Origin of the sequence: Parafrankia irregularis, assembly GCF_001536285.1 — a bacterium.
GTDB classification, from domain to species: domain Bacteria; phylum Actinomycetota; class Actinomycetes; order Frankiales; family Frankiaceae; genus Parafrankia; species Parafrankia irregularis.
Window position 1 is genome coordinate 107499 of sequence record NZ_FAOZ01000026.1, and the last position, 14484, is coordinate 121982.

General features: G+C 70.3%; 13 protein-coding genes. 5 read left to right on the forward strand and 8 right to left on the reverse strand.

Annotated features, from left to right (window positions below; all coding sequences use genetic code 11):
* Positions 1-452: 452 nt before the first annotated feature.
* The gene (locus tag AWX74_RS28935) at positions 453-1049 is read right to left on the reverse strand and encodes a TetR/AcrR family transcriptional regulator (RefSeq protein ID WP_165615814.1); all 597 of its coding nucleotides are present in this window, start codon (positions 1047-1049) and stop codon (positions 453-455) included.
* Positions 1050-1327: 278 nt separating this feature from the next.
* Positions 1328-1756, reverse strand: a complete 429-nt coding sequence (locus AWX74_RS28940) for a hypothetical protein (RefSeq protein ID WP_091283299.1) — start codon at positions 1754-1756, stop codon at positions 1328-1330.
* 123 nt (positions 1757-1879) lie between these two features.
* Between AWX74_RS28940 and AWX74_RS28945 the strand changes: the two genes are divergently transcribed.
* The 4 genes from AWX74_RS28945 (at position 1880) to AWX74_RS28960 (ending at position 5355) form a co-directional block, all read left to right on the forward strand.
* The gene (locus AWX74_RS28945) at positions 1880-3094 is read left to right on the forward strand and encodes a cytochrome P450 (RefSeq protein WP_091283301.1); all 1215 of its coding nucleotides are present in this window, start codon (positions 1880-1882) and stop codon (positions 3092-3094) included.
* 30 nt (positions 3095-3124) lie between these two features.
* Positions 3125-3550 carry a nuclear transport factor 2 family protein gene (locus AWX74_RS28950; RefSeq protein WP_091283303.1) on the forward strand — a complete coding sequence of 142 codons (426 nt, stop codon included), beginning with the start codon at positions 3125-3127 and terminating at the stop codon, positions 3548-3550.
* A gap of 65 nt (positions 3551-3615) precedes the next feature.
* Positions 3616-4452, forward strand: a complete 837-nt coding sequence (locus tag AWX74_RS28955) for an SDR family NAD(P)-dependent oxidoreductase (RefSeq protein ID WP_091283305.1) — start codon at positions 3616-3618, stop codon at positions 4450-4452.
* A gap of 123 nt (positions 4453-4575) precedes the next feature.
* Positions 4576-5355, forward strand: coding sequence for an enoyl-CoA hydratase/isomerase family protein (locus AWX74_RS28960; protein ID WP_091283308.1), 780 nt, complete (start codon positions 4576-4578; stop codon positions 5353-5355).
* Between the two features lie 64 nt (positions 5356-5419).
* On the opposite strand, the gene AWX74_RS28965 is transcribed toward AWX74_RS28960, so the two are convergent.
* The 6 genes from AWX74_RS28965 to AWX74_RS28990 all read right to left on the reverse strand — a co-directional run bounded on the left by AWX74_RS28965 (position 5420) and on the right by AWX74_RS28990 (position 13627).
* Positions 5420-6508, reverse strand: a complete 1089-nt coding sequence (locus AWX74_RS28965; protein WP_131799559.1) for an NAD(P)H-dependent amine dehydrogenase family protein — start codon at positions 6506-6508, stop codon at positions 5420-5422.
* A gap of 132 nt (positions 6509-6640) precedes the next feature.
* Positions 6641-9139 carry a CaiB/BaiF CoA-transferase family protein gene (locus tag AWX74_RS28970; RefSeq protein WP_242666466.1) on the reverse strand — a complete coding sequence of 833 codons (2499 nt, stop codon included), beginning with the start codon at positions 9137-9139 and terminating at the stop codon, positions 6641-6643.
* 92 nt (positions 9140-9231) lie between these two features.
* Positions 9232-10056: an SDR family oxidoreductase gene (locus AWX74_RS28975; protein ID WP_091283312.1), complete on the reverse strand. Its 825-nt coding sequence runs from the start codon at positions 10054-10056 to the stop codon at positions 9232-9234.
* A gap of 13 nt (positions 10057-10069) precedes the next feature.
* On the reverse strand, positions 10070-11614 hold the full coding sequence (locus AWX74_RS28980) for a class I adenylate-forming enzyme family protein (protein WP_091283314.1): 1545 nt from the start codon (positions 11612-11614) through the stop codon (positions 10070-10072).
* Between the two features lie 65 nt (positions 11615-11679).
* Positions 11680-12855 carry an amidohydrolase family protein gene (locus tag AWX74_RS28985; RefSeq protein WP_242666467.1) on the reverse strand — a complete coding sequence of 392 codons (1176 nt, stop codon included), beginning with the start codon at positions 12853-12855 and terminating at the stop codon, positions 11680-11682.
* Between the two features lie 277 nt (positions 12856-13132).
* Positions 13133-13627 (reverse strand): nuclear transport factor 2 family protein, encoded by a 495-nt coding sequence (locus AWX74_RS28990; RefSeq protein WP_091283318.1) that lies wholly within the window; start codon positions 13625-13627, stop codon positions 13133-13135.
* Positions 13628-14010: 383 nt separating this feature from the next.
* Between AWX74_RS28990 and AWX74_RS28995 the strand changes: the two genes are divergently transcribed.
* A partial coding sequence (locus AWX74_RS28995; protein ID WP_341271982.1) for an enoyl-CoA hydratase/isomerase family protein occupies positions 14011-14484 on the forward strand: 474 nt, incomplete at its 3' end.

Genomic DNA, 14484 nt, shown 5'->3' on the forward strand with positions numbered 1-14484 from the left:
AGCTGTCGACAAGGCGTCCCGGGCGCCCCGCACCTGCGCAGGAATCGCCGAGCACGCCGGGAGCCGCGGGAGAGGAACCCGGAGGACGAGCGCGATGAGGCATTGGTTACGCGGCGCAGCGGGCGACAGCGGCCGGCCGGTCCGCACGGAGCTGGCACCGGCGGCGACCTCACGGACCCTCAGGTCGCGGCCGGGATCGGCCGGGGCGTCGTGGACCACGCCTGCCACGCCGTCTGCGACGGCGCCGAGGGCTGGGGGCTGGGGGCTGGGGGCTGGGGGCTGGGGGCTGGGGGCTGTTCGAGCATGGCACCCTGGGCCGCCACGGCCCCAGTGGCTTCACCGACTTCCAGTAGGCCGCTCCCCGCCTGCGCCCTGCGGCGGGTGCCGTCCGGGCAGCCGGTGAGGGATTCCGCGCGGCGGAGCGTTTCCGCTGGCCGGCGTGCGGCGCCGCGCTACTGCGAACGTGGCTCGAAAGCCTGGCGCACGATCTCGAGGAACTCCTCCAGCGGCACCCCCACGGGACGGTGGGAGATCTCGGCGTCGACACCGAGGTGCGCGGTGACCAGACCACCGACGTAGTACGCCAGCAGGTCGGGGTCGCCGGCCCGGATCGTCCCGTCACGCTGCCCTTCGCGGATGCCCGTGGAGTAGACCTCCAGGAGCGCTTCGGTGCTCGCCGCCTTGGCGGACGAGTTGCGTTCGGGCGCCAGGGAGCCGAAGGTGAGGCGCGCCCGGTCGGGATGGGCCCGGACAGTCCGAATGACGGTCGACGCCATCGCGAGCAGCTTCTCCAGGCCGGTTCCCGACGACTGGACGCACTCTCGCAGGCGGTCCGCGAGCGAGAGCGCGTTGCGTTCAAGGACGGCGAGGTAGATCGCGTCCTTGCTCGGGAAGAACTTGTAGATCGCGCCGACGGAGTAACCGGCGCCGGCCGCGATCCTCTCGGCACTCGTTCCTTCATAGCCATGCGAGGCGAACAGCCGTTCGGCGACCGTGAGGATCTCCTCCCGCCGCGCCGCCAGCCGCTGGGCCCGCCGGGCCTCCCGCACGGACGCCGTCCCTGGGGTCCCTGCCACCGGGAGCGGCTGGGCCGATGGAGCCGCCGGTGGTACGCGGACCGCCACATGGGCAGGAGGGGCCTCGTCTTCCGCGGCTGCTGACACGCCGTCCAGTCTTGCAGAGATCACCATCCGAGGCATTGACTTCGTGAATGATCTTCAATAAAGTAAAGATCGTTCACTACTTGATCGGAGCCCTGATCCGGGCCGAGCCTCGGAAGCCCACCGAACCGGGTGGCCGGTCGACCCGACCGGCCACCCGGCCCGCCTCAGCGCAACGCCTGCGCGATTCGCTCACTCACCGGCTCGGCGAACCAGTAGGACGCAACGATCGACCGCTCGCTGTTCGAGAAACCGAATCCCTCGAACACGAGCTCGCCCTTTGCCGCCAGCCGGTCCTCGTCGCTACGCGAGTACCACTTGATCAAAAAGCAGTCACCAACCGACTCGATGTGCCAGTCATACTCACCACCCAGGTCGCCGTTGACGTCGTAGTACCGGATGAGGTGCTGGCCGGCGAATCCATTTGAGAAATCACCTTCGGCGCGACCGTTGCAAATAGTCCCCGCCCCCATGACCATGCTTCCAGAAGAGACGTACCGGGCAGTTGCGACGCCGACTTCCGCCGAGCTGATCGTGTACTCGACCGCGCCGACCAGAAGGGTTTTGATGGTCTTCATCTCGAATGAGTCGCTCATGGCCGGAACCGTACCCCGAGCCATTTCAAATGTCGAGACCCGCTGTCGGCGCCAACCAGGTGTTCGGCACGCAAAGAACTGAAGGGAGCTGGCGTGTCCCGAGATACTGTAGACAACCGATCGATGACCACGGCTGAGGCGAGGAGTGTTCTCGTCGACCCCATGGCATACGCGGATGGTCGGCTCGAACAGGCCTGTGCGGTGCTCCGAAGAGATGCTCCGGTCTCGTGGGTGGAGGCCGAGGAGTTCCTCCCGTTCCACGCTCTGACCAAACACGAGGACATCCTGGAGGTCGAACGCCGACCCGACCTTTTCCAGGCACGCCCTCGCTACAAGCTCTACCGCAGACGAGACGAGGAGCGGTTCACCGCGGCGCGGTCTCTGGTCAGCATGGACCCACCCGAGCACACCGAGTACCGTGCGGTGGCAGCTCCATGGTTCCATCCGCGCAACCTGAGAAACTTCGAGGAGACAGTGCGGGCTCGTGCACTGGTTGCGGTCGACTCGATGGCCCGCCGGGACACCGCCTACGACTTCGTCTCCGAGATCGCCATGCTGTACCCGCTCGACGTCATCTGCTCGATGGTCGGTATCCCCGAGGCGGACCGCGGGCTGATCCTGCGGTTGACCCTGGAGAACTTCGGCTCGGAGGATCCCGACTTCCGGCCGCTCACGACCACTGATGACCGGGCAGCTGTGATGGACTTCGCCCACTACTTCCTCAAGGTGATCGAAGACCGCAAAGCGGCCCCGACCGACGACATCACGTCGCTGCTGGTACACGCCAAGGTGAAGGACGAGCCGCTACCGCTGCAGGACCTGATCGGCTACCTCGTGATCATTTCCACCGCTGGTCACGACACGACGGCGGCGACAATCGCCGGCGGCCTGCGGGCTCTTGTCGAGCATCCCGACCAGTTGCGGCGCCTGCAGACCGAGCCTGGGCTCATCCCCACCGCGGTCGAGGAGATGATCCGCTGGGTGACACCGGTCAAGTCCTTCATGCGGGTGGCGACGAAGGACACCGAGATCGGCGGCCAGACCATAGCCGAGGGTGAAGCGGTCCTGCTCCTGTATGCGAGCGCCAATCGGGATGACGATGTGTTCGGCGACCCTGACCGTTTCGACGTCGGCCGGACGCCCAACCGCCACCTCGCGTTCGGCCACGGAACCCACTTCTGTCTCGGCGCCCGGCTGGCTCGGCTCGAGGCACGGATGTTCTTCAGCGAGCTGATCCCACGCCTGCGGCACGCCGAGCTCGCGGGCGAGCCTGAACTCATCCAGACCCTGTTCGTCGGCGGGCACAAGCGCCTTCCCGTGCATCTCGACGTCGCCTGAACAAGATCCGCGATTCTACAGGGGGAAAACATGGCCAGTTCCGGGACAGCGAAGAAGGTTCCCGTCGAAGACGTCCTGACGGTCCAGGACATCTTCGCCCGCTACTGCTGGTACGTCGACGAGAATCTGGGCGAGGAATGGTCCGAACTGTATACCAAGGACGGTGTCTTCGAGGGCACTCGCCCGGAGCCTGTGATCGGTCGCGAGGCACTCGCCAAGGTTCCTGGCGAGCTGAACGCCTTCTTTGACGGCCGACTGCGGCACCAGCTGAGCAACCTGTTCGTCGAGTACGGGGATGATTCGGAAACGCTGGTGGCTCGTTTCTACAACCAGATCGCGGCCTGGAACGACGGGACGAAGTTCGTCATGCTCGCCGTCAGCACGGCGCTGCTGGTTCGCGACGACCCAGGCAGCACATGGCGGATCCAGCGCAACACCATACGTGCGCTGCAATAGGCACCTGCCGCGCGAACGGAGCCGACGGACCGTCGGGCAGAACACAGATGGACGGGTGAGTCAGTATGGCCAGAGGCGAGCGGTTGGAACCGAGGAGATACGGGCGATACGCCATCGTCGCCGGTGCGTCGCGAGGAATCGGAGCGGAGCTGGCTGACCAGCTCGCGGCGAGGGGTTTCGACCTCGTCCTGATCGCGCCGACGAAGGAGGAGCTCGAACCGCGCGCAGACAGCGTGCGCGCACGTTACGGAGTCGAAGCGGTCGTGCTTCCGGTCGACCTGAGCACACCCGAGGCCGCGGAGCGCATCGAGTCAGCGACCGCGGATCTGGAGGTGGGGCTCCTCGTCTACAACGCAGCCATCGCGTTCTCCGGCCCGTTCTGGGGCAAGGATCTCGATTACTACCGATCCCTCAACGCGGTCAACATGCTCACCCCGTTCGAACTCATCCACCGTCTCGCACCACGCCTCGTGCGGCAGCGCCGGGGCGGCATCATCCTGATCTCCTCGGCCGCGGGGATGACCGCCCAGCCCTACCTGAGCGCGTACTCCGCGTCGAAGGCATGGGTGACGAACTTCGGGCTCGGCATGTGGGCGGAGCTGAAGCCGTATGACGTGGACGTCTTCACCGCGATCGTCGGAGCGACGGACACTCCCGGTCTGCGCGAGATGATGCAGCCCGACTTCCTCTCCGGCACGAAGCTGGCCCGGCCGGCCGATGTCGCAGCTGAGGTCCTCGCGAGCTTCGGCAGGCAACCCGTCCGCGTCATCGGCGCGGGCAACCGCAGGACCATGGGCTTCTTCCGGCTGGCCGGCATGAACAACTCGGCCAGGCTGATGACCCGCATCATGGCCAAGGTCGTCTACCGCGGGGCCGTGCCCCAGCAGCCCGTTGAGCAGTAGCAGTAGCAGCGACGACACCCGGCTGTGGATCAGGCGGCCGAGTTCGTCGACGGCACGGTCCCCCGCACGGGACTTCCAGGTTCGGGCCGGAAAAGGGACCTTCGTGGACCGGAGACCCCGCCTATGACCTCCACCGATGCCTTGGCTGGGCCGGTCCTGCAGCGGGACGACGGACCGGTGCGAACCCTCACCCTGAACCGTCCGCATCGCCTCAATGCGTTCACCGCCGAGTCCTACCGTGGGCTCGACAGCGCGCTTCGTGCGGCGGACCGTGCCTCTGACGTGAAAGTGGTGGTGCTGACCGGCGCGGGCCGCGCCTTCTCCTCAGGCGCGGACCTGCGGGAGCGTCTGGAGACCGACGCGACCGGCCTGCGCCAGGTCGGCGCCGCGTTCGAGTCACTGGTGCTCACGCTCGCTGACTTCACGAAACCACTGATCGCCGGCGTGCACGGAGCCGCGGTCGGTTTCGGCATGACGCTTCTCCTGCACTGCGACCTGGTGCTCGTGGCGGACTCGGCCCGGCTGCGGCTGCCCTTCGTCGAGCTCGGTACCGCGCCAGAGGCGATGAGCAGCGTGCTGCTACCGCGCAGGATTGGTCCCATGCGCGCCGCCGAGCTACTGTTCACGGCCCGCTGGCTGACCGGCGGCCAGGCCGTCGAATACGGCCTGGCCCTGCGCGACCACCCCGAGCCGGACCTCGCCGCCGCCACCGCCACCCTCGCCCGCGAGATCGCCCGGCAGCCCGCGCCGGCGCTGGCCGTCGCCAAGCGTCTTCTGCGGGAAGGACACTCCCCCACAGCGGGAACAGCCATGCCGACCACTGATCCCGGCCGCGCCGCGCTTCGCAACGAGATCAACGCCGCCGTCGAACTACGAGCCGGATCCACGGCATACAAATCATGAGAGACCCGCTCTCGGCTCGTCCATCCGCCGGGTCCGGCGGATGGACGAGGCGGGAGGCGCGCCGCTACGGGGCCCGGCGGACCACGTTGCGCCCCGCGATCACCGGCAGGTCAAGGGCACTGAGCAGCCCACTGGGCGCCGCGCACACCGCCGGGATGGCGTTGACGGCACGCATGGCCGTGGCGATGAGACCGTGGTCCGAACCGGCCACCTGGTCGAAGGTCAGCTCGCAGCGCATGGCCGGGCGGCCCTCGATCTCGACCCGGTAGACGAGGGTGTCCGTCGTGCTCCCGTGCGGCCAGTCCGGGGCGACCGCGGCTCCCATCCGGTTCACATGCTCCAGGATGATCACCGGCCGGCCGTCCAGCAGGCCACGCACCTCGAAGCGCACGCCGGACACCTCACCGGCGCGCAGGGTGCCGATCGCCGTGGAAAGGTCGGTGTTGACCGTGGCCACCTCGTGCACAGTGTCGATGCCGTCGAGACGCAGGCCGAGGGCGTCGGCGAGCTGGCTGATCACCGCCCCCCACTCGTTGACGAGCAGGTCGCCGGTGAACAGGATCCCGGGCTGGTCGGGCGGATTACCGAAGCCGAACGCGAACCGCATGGCCTCTTCGACACCGTAGGTGCTGTAGTCGGCGATCTCCTGGATCCGGACCGACTCGACGTCGTCGCAGGCCGACAGCAGGCTCAGCGGCAGCAGGTCGCTGCCGAAGCCCGGTTCGATGCCGGTGGCGAAGAAGGAGCTCTGCCCGCTGGCCGCCGCGGCCGCCAGCGGCTCGCGGCTTCTGGCATCCGCGGCAGGCGGGTAGACCATGCCGGCCAGGGACGTCGTCACCACGTTCGCGCCGGCCGACAGGAAGGGAACGAGGTCGGCGACCACCGCCTTCTCCCGGCCCGGGCCGGGCCCGAAGTAGGACAGGCAGTCCGGCCGCAACGCCAGCAGAGCGGCGCTGTCGCGGGTGGCGACGACCCCGGTCGGCTCGGCCAGCCCGCACAGCTGCGCCGCGTCCCGCCCTTCCTTCTCCGCCGCGTTCACGCACACGCCCACCAGCTCCAGCCCCGGGTGGTTGATGATCCCCCGCAGCGCCTCCCGCCCGGCGGCGCCCGTTCCCCAGTGCACGACCCTGATGCTGATCCGTCTGCCCTCCATGCGGCCGCCCGGACGCCCTGAGTGACGCTGAGGCCGGACCCGCCACCGAAAAAAGCCAGATGTTTCCGAGTCGCCTGGACGTTACCCGAACCGGGCCGCCCCGTCTGCCTGCCGTCAGTCCGCCCGTTTTCGTCAGTCCGCCCGTCTCCGGGCCACCTCGCGGGCCGGAGCGACCCGGGCCAGGGCATCCTCCGCCACGTCGGACAGATCGATGTCGGCGACGACCCCGGCCGCGAGAAGGGACTCGACCTCGGCCTCGGAGCAGCCGGCCTCGGCGAGCACCGGCCGGGTGTCATGCCCGATGAGGACCGCCCGCGGCGTGCGCTCCCGCGCCGCGCCGGCCCAGTCGGCGTAGCCGCGCACGATGCTGACCCGACCGAACCGCGGGTCGCCGGCCACGTGCTGGAAGCCGTTCGCGAGCAGATGCGGGTCGTCGGCGTGCTCCTCGCCCAGCAGCGCGCGCACCGCCGGCACGCCCCGGACGCGCAGCCGCTCGACCGCTGCCGCCACCGGCAGAGCAGCCAAGGCAGCCGCGATGTCCGAGGCGAGCGCGAGGTCCCCGACCGACGTGCCGTCCGCGCCGGCGGCCGGTATCCCCAGGGCGTCCCGCAGGCCGGCGAACCGCTCGGCGGTGTCGGCCGCGACGGCGAGCCACCCGTCCGCGGCCTGGTAGAAGCGATGCCCGGCGGACGGCCCCTGGAAGTCGGTGGCCCCGCGGATCGGCGCGGTTCGCCCCGCGAACTCGGTGAACTCGAGGGCCTGCAGGTACGTCGCGGTGTTCGCCAGCGAGAGGTACAGGCGCTGCCCGACGCCGTCGGCGACCGCACCGCGGTCACGGGCCAGCAGGGCGGTGAGCACGCCCAGAGCACCCAGTGCCCCGGTGCCGATGTCGTTGAGCGGGACCGGGGCGAGCACCGGCTCGCCGTCGCCGCCCTGCGCCGCGGCGAGCCCGGACAGCCCCTGGAAGACCGGGTCGAACCCGGGGGCGTCGGCGTAGGCACCCGCGTGGCCGTAGGCGGAGACCGAGCAGCGGACCAGGCCCGGCCGCGCCGCGGCGATCCGCTCGTCGGACAGGCCCAGCTTCTCCAGGCGCCCGGGCCGCAGGTTCTCGACGAACACGTCGGCGTCGCCCAGCACCCGGAGCAGGACCTCCGCGCCGCCCGGGCGGGCGAGGTCGAGCGCGAGCGCCCGCTTGTACTGGTTCACGACGAGCACCGAGATCGAATATCCGCGATAGGGCTCGCCCTTCGGCGGCTCGACCTTGATGACGTTGGCGCCCCAGTCGGCGAGCAGCGCCCCGATCAGCGGGCCGGCGAGAAAGGTCGACAGGTCGACGATGGTGAGGCCGGCGAGCGGCAGGCCCGCCGCGGATCCCGCCGCACTCGTCCCGGCCGCACTCGTCCCGGCCCCGGACTCGGCGCGCGGGAAGCCGTCCGACGTGCTCCGCTTCCAGACCCTGTCGTCGGCGGGCAGTTCCTCCAGCGCGGGGATCTCGCCGGGCGCGGCCGGGGTGGCGGCGAGATCGAACGGGAAGCCGGGCATGGTGACCTCGCCGGCGCCGGGGTGGTCACGGCGGATGAAGGCGTGGTTGGCCTCGACGATGTCGCTCGCGGCCCATTCCGCGCGGGTCCCGATCGGGGCGCAGGGCACGTCGGCGGCCGCGAACAGGGCGAGCCACTCGGCCATCGGCCGCCGGCGGAACTCCTCCTCCAGTGCCGCGGCGACGAGATGCCCGCCGAGCTCCCACCGCCGGACCCGGTCCCAGTCACCGTCCACGCCGGGCAGGACCAGGATGTCCATCCGGTCCATCGCCTCGAGGGCGCGGAAGAAGATCTCCGGCACCAGCGCCGCCAGGTACAGCCAACGGCCGTCGCCGGCCTGGTAGATCCGCCAGAACGGCACCCCCTTGCCGGACCGGTTGCCACGCAGCACCGGCTGGTCGTGCCCGACCTGGTTCATCGTGCCGATGGTGGCCGACATCGCGTGCAGGCCGCTGACGGTGACGGCACGCCCGCGGCCGTCGCCGCGCCCACGCCCGAGCAGTGCCGCGACCGCCGCGGCGGCACCGAGCGCACCGTGCAGCTGGGTGGTTACAGCGGCGACTGGCGCGACCGGGCAGTCCTTCGTGGCCGGATAGCGCGCGGACAGTCCGCCGAGGGCTGCGAGCAGCAGCGGGTCCTCCGCGAGCTCCGCGGCGGGACCCCGCGCGCCGTAGGGCGGCATCCAGACGTGGCAGAGCGCCGAGCTGGCCCTCGCGAGCGTGGCCGCGTCCAGCCCTGACGCCAGCAGCCGGGCGGGGGTCTGGTCGACGAGCAGCACGTCGGCGCCGCCCGCGATCCGCGCGACGTCCTCGTGGCTCATCCGGACGACCCGCTTGCCGCGGTCCCACAGCAACGTCTCCGCGCGCGGCACCGCGGAACCGCCGCCGTCGTCGTGGTCCGCGGGGATCGTCGACTCCGGCTGCGGGTTGGGCGGACCCACCGCGGCCGGGCCGTCGGTGGCGGAGGGAAGAGCCGCGCGCACCACGTCCGCTCCCAGGTCGGCCAGCAGCATTCCCGCGGCCCGGCCCGCCCTGGTCACGGAGGCCTCAAGGACGCGGACGCCGGCCAGGGCCGAGACGGGCTCACTCACGGCGGTTTCTCCAAACGGGTCGGGTGCGGGAAGGATCTGGGGCAACGGCACGCGGTACGTCGGCCCGCGGCGAGATCTCAGCCGGCGAGAGGTCAGCCTGCGGGAAGCAGTGCGCGGACCCCGGCGATCGCACCACCGTCGACGAGCAGGTCGGTGCCGGTCACGAACGCCGCCCGCGGGTCGAGCAGGTACTCGGCCGCGGCCGCGATGTCGTCCGGCGTGCCCAGGCGTCTGATCGGTGCCAGGTCGATCAGCATCCGCATCTGGTCGCCGGACTCGCTCGCCAGCTCCTGTTGGCTCATCGGCGTCGAGATGATGCCGGGGCTGATCGAGTTGACCCGGGCTCCGCGCTCGCCCCAGGCGCGCGCCGCCGCCTGTACCCGCAGGATGTTGGCCCGCTTCGCCACCGCGTAGGCCAACCCCGGGACGCCCACCACGTCGGGCGCCAGAAAGGGCAGGACCAGCAGTTCGTCGGTGGGTGTCTCGGCCAGCGCCTTCTCCTGGTCGGCCGGGATCCGGACCGACAGGTGACCGGCCATGCTCGCGATGACCACACCGGCCCCGCCGGGAGCGACGACTCCGAGGAACTCGTCGAGAACGAGCGCCACGCCGAGCAGGTCGACGCGCAGGATCGCCTCCGTCGAGGCCTGCGTCGGCGACAGGCCGGCCGTGTGGGCCACGTGGGTGACCCGGCCGAGCCCGGCAGCCGTGCCGGCGAGCGCGGCCACCGAGGCGCGGTCGGTGACGTCGACCCGCGCCGTGGTGACATCGTGGCCTTCGGCCCGCAACGCGTCGGCGATCCCGAGGGCGGCGTCACTGACGTCGGCCAGCAACAGCGCCCGCCCGCTGCCGAGCCGCCGGGCGATGGCCCGGCCCATGCCGCCCACCCCGATGACGACCACCACGTCCTTGCTCATCCGCGCACTCCGCTCATCCGTGTGCTCCCCTTCGTTCGCGCGCCGCGGTGACCGCGGCGCGCAGCTCGTTCTTGAGGATCTTGCCCATCGCGTTGCGGGGCAGCGTGTCCATGAGATGGATCTGCTCGGGGCACTTGTAGCGAGCGAGCCCCGCGGCGAGGCAGTGCTCGGCGAGCGCGGCGACGGTGACGGTGACGGCGGCCTCACCGCCCGGAGCCGGCACGACGACGGCGCAGACACGCTCACCGGTGCGCTCGTCGGGAACGCCGACCACCGCGACGTCCGCAACGGCCGGGTGACGGATCAGCGCTTCCTCGACATCGAGCGCCGAGATGTTCTCCGCGTTGCGGATGATGACGTCCTTGATGCGGCCGAGAACGCGCACGCGGCCGTGCTCGTCGACCGACCCGAGGTCGCCGGTGCGGAACCAGCCGTCCTCGTCGAAGGCACCCTCGTCGAGCGAGGCGTCCACATATCCCTGGAAGCACTGCGGGCCCTTGAGGCGCAGCTCGCCGTCGACGGCCCGGACCGAGACACCGTGAACCGCATGGCCGACCGAGGTGCCGATCAGCGGGTCGTCGGGGCTTTCACTGGTGGCGACCGGAAACTCGGTGAGGCCCCAGGCACCGGTCACCCCACGAACACCGAGGATCTCCGCGACCTCGCGGTTGACCGTCCCGGGTACCGCCGCGCCACCCGAGGTGCAGGCCCGCAGCCGCCCGAACAGCGGGGTGCCGCCGTGGCGGCGCTGCGCCGCGATGTAGGCGAGGAAGAACGGGGTCGCCGAGCCGAGGATCGTCATGCCGTGGGCGGCCATCCGCTCGGGTGTCGTCGCCGGGTCGAAGGCGTCGAAGAGCACGTGCCTGCCGCCCGCGCGTAACGCGGCCACCAGCATCGCCACTCCACCGATGTGGGCGAAGGGCCAGGCGATCGGATGGACGTCGCCGTCGCGCAGGCGGGTGTGCTCGACGATGCCGTTCGCGGACGCGATCATCGAGGCGTCGGTGTGCCGGGCCCCCTTCGGGTCGGATGTCGTCCCGGAGGAGTAGTAGAGCCAGCGGACCGCGTCGGCGGACTCCGGCTCCGGCGGAGGTGGCAGGTCGACGGGGTCAGCGGAGTCAGCGCCGGGAAGCCGGATGCCCGCACCCGGTCGGGCCTCGAGGTCGAGCACCAGCGTCGGGACGCCCAGTGCCCGGGCCATCTCGCCGTGCGCGAACCCGCGCCAGGTCTGCGGCACGACGAGCAGCTCGGTCCGGACCTGGCCGGTGATGAATCCGACCTCACGCTCGCGAAGGAGCGGGATGAGCGGGTTCTGGGTGACGCCGAGGCGGGCGCAGGCCGCCATGAGCACCACCGCCTCGAGGATGGAGGGCAGCTGCCAGGAGACGACCGCACCGGGGCCGAGGCCCGCCGCCCACAGCCCGGCTGCCACCCGCTCGGCCTCGTCACGCAGTGCCATCACCGTGAGCGAACGCCCATGGTCGTCGGCGAACACCACGTTGTCCGGGTGCAGCCGAGCAGCCCGCTCGACCAGGCCCCACACGGTCGTCCCGCCCATCGCCGGATCCCCTCTCTGTCAGCCCTGCCTCAGGTCCGCCCCGCGCCTCGCCTCACCGGCGTTGGTCAGAGCGTCACAACACCGGGGAGGAGCTCGGCGAGGTTGCCGCCCATGATCTTCTGGACGAGCGCCGGGTCGTAGCTGTCGATCTCCTTCACGAACGACGCGGGGTCAGCCAGGCCCTCCGGATGCGGGTAGTCGGAGCCGTAGCAGATGCGGTCGGCGCCGACCAGCTCGATGAGGGTGTCCAGCGACTCCTCCCAGAAGGGGCTGACCCACACCTGCCGGCGGAAGACGTCGATCGGGTCCTCGGCGAACGCCTGCGGCATCTTCTTGAACGCTTCCTTGAGGTTCTTGAACAGCCCGCCGACCCAGGTCCCGCCGTTCTCGACGCTGATCAGCCGCACTCCGGGGAACCGGTTCAGCATCCCGTGGCAGATGGCCGAGGCGAAGGTGTCCTGGATGATCTTTCCACCGTCGGCCACCACCCGGAAGGGCCGCATGTCGAAGGCCACGAACTCACCGTCGCCGCCCTCCCAGGTGTTGAGGTACTTCTGGTATCCGCTGTCGGAGCCGTGCAGCACGACGAGCACCCCCGACTCCTCGACGCGGGCCCAGAAGGGATCGAACTCGGGGAGGAACGGCGAACGGGTGCCGCGGAGCCCGGCAACCGGCCCCGGGCGCATCAGGACGGCCTTCGCACCCCGCTCAAGAGCCAGCTCCAGCCCGGCGATCCCGCTCTCCAGGACGCACGGGTTCACGACCGGCGTCGTCAGGATGCGGTTCTCGTAGTTGAAGGACCACTGCTCGTGGAGCCACTCGTTGAAGGCCCCGATCGCGACCTGGGTAAGTTCCGGGTCGTCGATGAAACGCTCCTCGATCACGCTCGCGAGCGTGGGGTACATGATGGTGGCCGCCAGGCCCTGCTCGTCCAGCAGCTCGAGGCGGGCCTGCGGTTCGCGGAACGCCGGAATGCTGCGCATGGGCTTTCCCGCGATCTCCCGCAGCGTCCGGCCATTGGTGTTTCCCGTGTAGTAGTCCATGTGCGCGCCGGGCCGCGCCACGACCTCGAACGTCGGGTTCGGGATGAAGTCGCTGAGGTAGCCGCGCACCACCAGCTTCTTGCGCCCGTCGACCTCGACGAAGCGGAAGAGGTTCCGGTGCCTGTCCGGGAGATGGCGCGTGAACGCCTCCTCCGTCTCGTACAGATGGTTGTCAGCGTCGAACACGGTGATGCTCACGCCCCGCACACTCCTTAGCTCGTGGTCGCCCGACGACGGCCGGCGCAGGCGCCCCTCGGCCCCGAGCCCAGCCGGGGAAGGCACCCATCGGGCCGGCCCGCCGCGGGGAGTCCCCCGCGGCGTCGCCAACCGCTCCACCTGCGACCAGGGCAGTCCGGACCATCAACAAAACGATACCGTGTCGTTTACATTGACGACAGTCCGATCCAGGGTCAAGCCGTACCGCCGACCTCGCGGGACGGACGCGGGACGGACGCGGCCGCCCCGCGGCAGACGCCTAGACTCCCTGGCCCTCCGCCGGGCCGAGAGCCCCGATGTCGATGAGGCCGGCACGGCGCGCGAAGCACCAGCGCCCGTCCTCACGCACCAGCACGTCGACATGCCGGCCGACGAGGACCCTGGGTGCGCCGTCCGGCGCACTCGAGATCGCCGCCCACACACACTCGCCGGAGGCCGTGTCACTGCCGGCGGCGAGCTCGATGCGAGGGGACGCCAGCAGGTGGACGGAGCTCCTCGAACCGTCCGGGGCGAGCCGGACCACCTTGGCCGCCGCCTTCTCGATCTCCTCCCGGCCGTCCGCGCGCATGACCGGGCCGAGCCGAAGCCTGGCGTCACGCGCGAACAGCGACGCGTAGGCGGCCGGGTCCCCCGCGTCGAGGTGGCGCCCGTAGTCGATGTACAACTGGCGGATCTCCTCAAGGTCCTCGAACCGGCGCAGTCGTGCGCCCAACGAGCGGAGCTCGTCGCCCGGGTCCGCGGCTGGAACACCCACGGTCTGCCCTCCTCCTCACAGTGCCGCCCTCAGGCAGCGGATCACCGCTGTGCCGGCAGGACCTGTGCCGTCTCGCGGAGCACCCGCGCCGGCCGTCCTTCGCGCCGCCTCGACCTGGCCGACGCCCACGAGAGACGCCAGCAGCCCACAAGCTAGCAAAACATATATATAATTTCCATCAACCTCGGCAGGTGCGGCGCAGCGAGATCCGGGCACCAACGCCCCGCGGCAGCACCCTTGGCAGAGCAGGGCGACCCGACGATCTCCGAGTGGCGCCGTCAGTCCGCCGCAAGGGTGACGACGCTCACCGATGGCGTGAAATATCTAAAGATTTCACCTAGGATGGCCTACGACCCAGGGCGCAGCGGGAGAGGGAAGAGCCGTTGACTGACGAACGCGTGCTGATGGAGCGGGAGCCGGAGTCCGGCATCGCCCGCATCACGATCAACAATGCGCAACGGCGCAACTCCTACGACCCGCCGATGCGCGACCAGCTCGCCGCCTACCTCGACGAACTGGCAGACGACGACGACACCAAGGTCGTCCTCCTGCGCGGCACCGGCGGCTACTTCTCCTCCGGCGCCGACATGCGCAACGCCTACGGCTGGTACGGCGAAGGCACCGACCAGACCCCCCACAGCAACGGAGACGGCAGCACCACCGGCAACGGAAAAACCACCCGGCGACGCCGACCCAGCCAACGCCGCCGCCTCGCCGTCGACCGCCGCACCTTCGCCTTCTACCACGAACTCCTCGGCTACCCCAAAGCCACCATCGCCCAGGTCGAAGGCCTCGCCCTCGGCGGCGGCTTCGAGATCGCCCTCATGGCCGACATCGCCGTCGTCGGCGAAAACACC